The sequence below is a fragment of the Bacteroidales bacterium genome, from assembly GCA_016709865.1.
Taxonomy (GTDB): domain Bacteria; phylum Bacteroidota; class Bacteroidia; order Bacteroidales; family VadinHA17; genus LD21.
The window spans coordinates 1,932,375-1,938,374 of record JADJLX010000005.1; the positions used below are offsets into that span (position 1 = coordinate 1,932,375).

The 6,000-nt window shown below is 38.8% G+C and carries 2 protein-coding genes and 1 pseudogene; all 3 read right to left on the reverse strand.

The genetic code is table 11. The features are described from left to right. Positions 1-1,672: 1,672 nt before the first annotated feature. The 3 genes and pseudogenes from IPJ16_16455 to IPJ16_16465 all read right to left on the reverse strand — a co-directional run bounded on the left by IPJ16_16455 (position 1,673) and on the right by IPJ16_16465 (position 5,931). On the reverse strand, positions 1,673-1,981 hold the full coding sequence (locus IPJ16_16455) for a DUF2141 domain-containing protein (GenBank protein MBK7628760.1): 309 nt from the start codon (positions 1,979-1,981) through the stop codon (positions 1,673-1,675). 99 nt (positions 1,982-2,080) lie between these two features. Continuing rightward, positions 2,081-5,174: pseudogene (locus IPJ16_16460) on the reverse strand (efflux RND transporter permease subunit). 598 nt (positions 5,175-5,772) lie between these two features. Beyond that, on the reverse strand, positions 5,773-5,931 hold the full coding sequence (locus tag IPJ16_16465) for a hypothetical protein (protein ID MBK7628761.1): 159 nt from the start codon (positions 5,929-5,931) through the stop codon (positions 5,773-5,775). Between the last annotated feature and the right edge of the window lie 69 nt (positions 5,932-6,000).

The window sequence follows — 6,000 nt, forward strand, 5'->3', positions numbered from 1 at the left end:
TTACCTGGGATAATCTCCATATGGCCAATGCGCCGGGAATGGAATCCCGGACCCGTCCAAAGACAGAAACTACATAAAAAGCTGGGATCAAAATACAATAAGAATGAATTTTTCATGTCTGTATATATCAAATATTAACAATTATCTCGGTATCGATCTTTGGCAGGAAAACCATTCCTAACGGTAAATAGCCAACCCGGAATCTGGAAAACCAACACTTCATTTAAAGGAATTTCCCCATTATTACCAACTATATTCATAAGATATAAAACTCTGCTTCCCACACGAAATAAAAATGCAGTTCCTGAGGCAGGAGTTATACCTGATAGGAGTCTGGTTTTAATTTCACCCCCAATAAATAAACCCGCATTCTTCCCCGGGCCTACCAGTAATAATTATCGGGATAGTGCTGGCTGACTTATCCAGTATTTGTTGCCAAATGTATGATGTGAATGAAGAATCCGAGATTAAGAGGTAAGAATTCAGTATTTTCAGAGAGTTTATAATGTAAGAATCTTGGGGAAACTGTAAACTCACGCTATGCAGATCATCTTCAGAGATCATATACGGGACATAACTTATAAAAAATGAGACATCCCGCTTATCATTAAAAAAAAGTATAACCGGCTCCTGTAGATATAAATCCAATTCCCCTGCATACTGAAATTTGACGTAAGGTAAGGCAGAAACCTCCTAAACCGCGATGAATCAGTAAGCATTGAGTTCTGGCTGTCTGCATTCCCCGAAATGCAAATAACAAGATCACAATTAATCCTGCGTTAAAGACCACCGTTTCAATATTGAATTCATCATTTGAGATTTGAATAATATAAATGCTTTGTTGCTGTACACCATACGTGTTTATATAGGGAATGCTATCCTGATAAGGAGCGAGTATCTCATGTCTGTGAGAATGACCATGCAGGGGTGAACAAAACATTGTCATACTTGGCAATCGTTAAATGAAATTCTGTTTTAAGGGGAGCTGTCTAAAATCTTCGTTAAAAGGTGGTGTGTGGAAAACCACCACAGCTACTAAATTGCGTTATCAGGCTCAAGTTCGTTTCAAGCCATTTAATGTCAGGCACTAACCCAACCTATTAAATTGTATTCCTGCTATTGTATTAATGAATATAAATTTTACAGTGCTGAAAATAAAGATGAAATTCATTCACCAAACATCTTCTCATAGGCATAGCTGACATTCCCGACAAGGTCATCTGATTTCCAACAGTCACAAAATATGGACTTTTCAGTCTCAGTAAGATATTGTTTATCCAAAATTCAGACTGCTTTAGCAAGCCGAAATCAGAAAAATCACCTGTATGTATTGCAGATCAATCCCGCAGCATCCTAGCTTAATCGCGACAAAGGCTGCTGTTTCATCCACACGCGCCCGGTGCGTATCACCTGTCACCGCAATTGTAATTGTATCATCAGTTGTCTGTCCTTTCAGCTTTTCAATATTACTTGCATTTAAGCAGAACTGTTCTCCGGAGAAAAATCAACGATATAGGGAGAATAATCGATCATATCCGTACAAGAGACAGAAGTCAGTACAATTATAAAAAGCAGTATTCTCATAAGACCATCTGATAATGAAGGAAAATATACCGTTATTATTTTTTCGAGAGATAGATTATTTTCACGGGATTTTAAGTCACCTGACAGATTAATGTACTCTGTCAAAAGAAGGCCGGTTTGAAAATCCTAATGACTCATAATTGGAAAACCCCAATTCCCTCCTTCGGGAAAAATAAGACCTTTGCTCATCCTGCCAAAAACCAGTATTTTCATCATGCACAAAACATTTCATAGCATATTTCCCTTCCAGTAAGTTCTCAAATGTCACTGATGATGAACCATTAATTATCTTCCCTGTAAGTACCTTTAAATACTTTTTAAAATGTTCATCCGGGGAATGCATCCTCCCTGCTGTACAAAGCAAATTGTACTGTGCCATCTGAATTTCAAGCCTCATTGCTTCTACTGTAAAATCAAAAGTAACTTCATGATCACTGTTAGCTGAAGAAAGTAGCAGGATAAGTAAAAATGCCCTTTAGGATACCTATTGCTCTCTTCATTTTAATTTTCTTTTCTTTTTGTAATTCTTTTTTACTTCGGTATCAACAACGTAGTAAACCATAGGTAACAGATAAACCGACAGAATTGATGACAACAGTCCTCCGATGATAACCAGGGCTGCCGTTTGTTTCCATTCACTTGCTGTACCCTTAAGCTAAAGCAATGGGTAACATTCCGATGGCCATAGCAAGTGTGGTCATTAAAATTGGCCGCATACGCTCCTTTCCCGCAATGATCAACGCCTCTTTATAACGTTTGCCCCGGAAACGCTTTTAACTGATTAGTAAAATCTACAATAAGGATGGCATTTTGTTACAAGACCCATGAGCATAATCAGACCAAGTTGAGCAAATAATGTTAAATGATTCAATGATAGATTTAAGACAGGAAGGCCCCAATCCAGCCATCGGTAAAAATAAGGCTACAAACGGATAAATATAGCTATCATAGAGAGCTACCATGATCAGCCATAAATACATAAATGAGATTAGTTAGAACCGAACCCAAGGCTTTAAAACTTTCATTCTGTCTTAATATCTGCTCCCCAACCAGGTTAATTTCACGCCTTCAGGCAATGGTTGAGGTTTTCAAAAGCTTATTGCTTCATCAGCTAATGTGCCGATGGTCTTCCAAATGATTCAGATGTCAGTGTTATGGATGGTTGTCTGTCTAATCTTTCCAACAATGAAGGCGAATTATCCTGCCTGACTTCTGCGATTGTGATACTGATGGAGTATGTTCATTGGATTTACGATGGAAAGACGTTGTACATCTTCGTACTTTCTCTGTTAAAGTCAAAGCCATATTCTGACCCAGGATATTCTGTTTCCATCTTCGGTAAGTGTGGCATCATCGTTTCCTCGTGAAGGCGGTTCTTAAATTTCCCAACCCGACTATGCAGTTGTTAAATCCCAGGTGCTATCTTATCTTTATCAGGTATCACCTTAACTCCAGGGCTTCCTTCTTCGACTGATAACTGAACATTATCGGCACCCGGTATTTTTTCAATTACCGCTCCAGTTCATTCCTGTTTTCATCACCAGAGCCAAATCGCTTCCGCCTCGGGTTATCTTGATGGGAGCTTTGCTTGGCAGCAAGCCCTAAAACTGCCATTGAAAAGTTAACTCCGGAAAACTCTTTCTTAAGCCCCTCGCGGAGCGATTTCATAAACGCTCCGGTTTTGATTTTTCTTTCCTTTTCAGTCTTCAGCTGAATTGTAAATCCTGATAGATTGGCCGAACCAACCCCTAAACTTCCGATGCCTGTACTTGGCCCGGCGATATTGCTGAAAAGTGTTGCCACTTCAGGTTGCTGCAGGATAAAGTTCTCTACCTGAGTTCTGATATTGTTATCCTGAACGGTTGTAGTTTTATCATATTCAAGATTTAGCTGGAACTTCCTGATCCACCTGTCGACATCATTTTCTTTGCCTACTGATTGCCTTGTTTCCATTATCACAACTGTCATAATCAGCAGAAAAACTACTATTCCTGTAAAGGCAATTTTATGGCTGAGAACCCATACTAACTGACGGCCATACCAATCGATAAATGCTGTTAATTGTCTTTCAAACCAAAGCAGAAAACGATTTGTGAAGTTGGTCGGTTTTAAATCTTCCTTTCCCAATACGCGAAGCCAGCCAGGGCACAAGGGTGAAACCTACCAATAAGCTGGTAAGAGTGGATGTAATTACAACGATTGAAAATTGTTTCAGCATATCTGCTAAATACCTGCAAAAACAGAATGGGAAAAGAAAACAACCACATCGACGAGGTTATTGAAATGGCTGAAAATCCAATTTCCATACGTCCCCCAATACTGCGGCTCCTATCTTTGCCCATATCGAGATGACGCTGAATCATTTTCCAGAATTACAAATTGCATCATCCACCAGAATCCCATAATTAAAGACATGGCCAGCAGGGTCATCAGGTTCAGGTGAAACCATCAGCCACATTACGGCAAATGCGGTAATTATGAGGTAGGGAATTGCGATTAAGACAATTAATGAATTCCGGTAACTTCTTAAAAACAAAAACATTACCAGTGATACTAAAATAACACTTAGCTAAAATAAGGTCATCAACCACCGAATTTACTGCTGCAATAGTCATGTCCGTTGAATCATCGGCAACATGAATTTTACACCGTGTATTAGTTTGCACTTTCAATTTGTTTAAGCTTGCATGAACTAATTTTGAAACTTCCCACGGCATTGGCATCACCTTGTTTCTTCAATAACATACCAATTCCGTTTACTCCGTTATACCTGCTAACAGAACTTATTTCCCTTATGCCATCAATAACGGCAGCAACATCTTTTACATATACCGGCATTCCTGGCGCAGGCATAGCCACCTGAACATTCATTATATCATTAACTGATGAAAATTTACCGGTTAAACGGACTAATTGTTTTCTTTTATCAGTTTGTGCTTTACCCGCAGGCAAATATTCCTGAGCGGTTAATAGCCTCCACAACCTGGGAAAGTGATATTTTATAAAGTTTAAGTTTATCCTTATCTGCCTTAACCTGAATTTCCCGTTCTTCGCCACCAAGCAGGGTTAATTTCTGCCACTCCTTTTAATTGCTGGATCTGTGGAAGATAATCATCTTTCATTTTTGATAGAATTCCGTAGCAGGCAGCTTGCTCGTTGCGCTTATCGAAATGATGGGCAGATCGTTTGGCGAGACCTTACTCATAAAATCAGCTTTAAAATATCTGCAGGTGGGTCCTTTGCGGATATTATCATATAGCGCTGGGCATCCTGCATGGCAATGTTCAGATCCATACCATATTTCACGTTGGCGATAATAACAGAGGCATTGGAAACATCGACTTGGTCTCAAGGTAATCAACACCTTCGAGATTCGACAAAAGCATCTTCAATTTTTCTGGAGACGGAGGTTTCACTTCATTGGGTTCGACGCAAGGATACATTGTTTTTATTAATACTACCGGCTGGTTAAAGTCAGGCAACAGTTCATACCCAAGGTTTTGAAGCCTATTATTCCCCAATAAGGCGAATACGCTGAAAAGAATTATTATCAAAGAAGGGCGATTGATTGATATTTTAGTAATATTTATTATTCCTGATTCTTAATTGCTTACTGATACATTTGCCCCGTCAAAAGGTTAATAAATCCGTTGGTTATTATCACCTCGCCTCCGGTTAATCCACCTGACACTACTGCTTTATTCTGAAACCTTGTTGAAATGGTAATATTTTTAAGAATAGCCTTACCATTATTTACTAAATAAAACCTGTGGTTGAATGTTTCCCAATAAAACATTATGTGGTGTCGATAATGATATGTTTTTCATCACTTTCCTTTAGTTGTACACTGCCAAACATGCCTGATTTGATTTTTAAATCAGTTGTGCCTCTTAACTGAAAACTGCACAGGAAAAGCTTATATTTCCCATATTGTTTTGGTTACGGTCACAATAACTTTACCCAACAAAGCTGTTTCAGGATATATCTGCAGTGAGCGTATAAATTTGATTTAGCTCAAATTCGAGATACCCGGTTTCCGGGATATTTACAGTAAACTTCAAATTAGAGATATCAGTAATTTGCAGTAATGGAATTCCTGAAAAAGTGGCAAAAGCGCCTTCTTCGGTAAGTTTCGCTGTAACAATCCCGCAAAAGGAGCCATAATGGTGGTCTTATTAATCTGCTCCATTAATGTAGCTTGTACATGGGCCGATTTCTGGTTTTCAGTTCCGTCTTTTCCAACTGAACACCCTGAATTGCATCCTTAGGAGCAAGTATCCTATACCTTTTCACATCGGCTTCCAGCCCTTCAATCTGTACTTCAACAGTTTGCAGTTGAAGTTTCATTACGAGTTGTTCAATTGAATTAAAGTCTCTCCTATTTTTACACTACTTCAATATCAACTAAAACCAGGT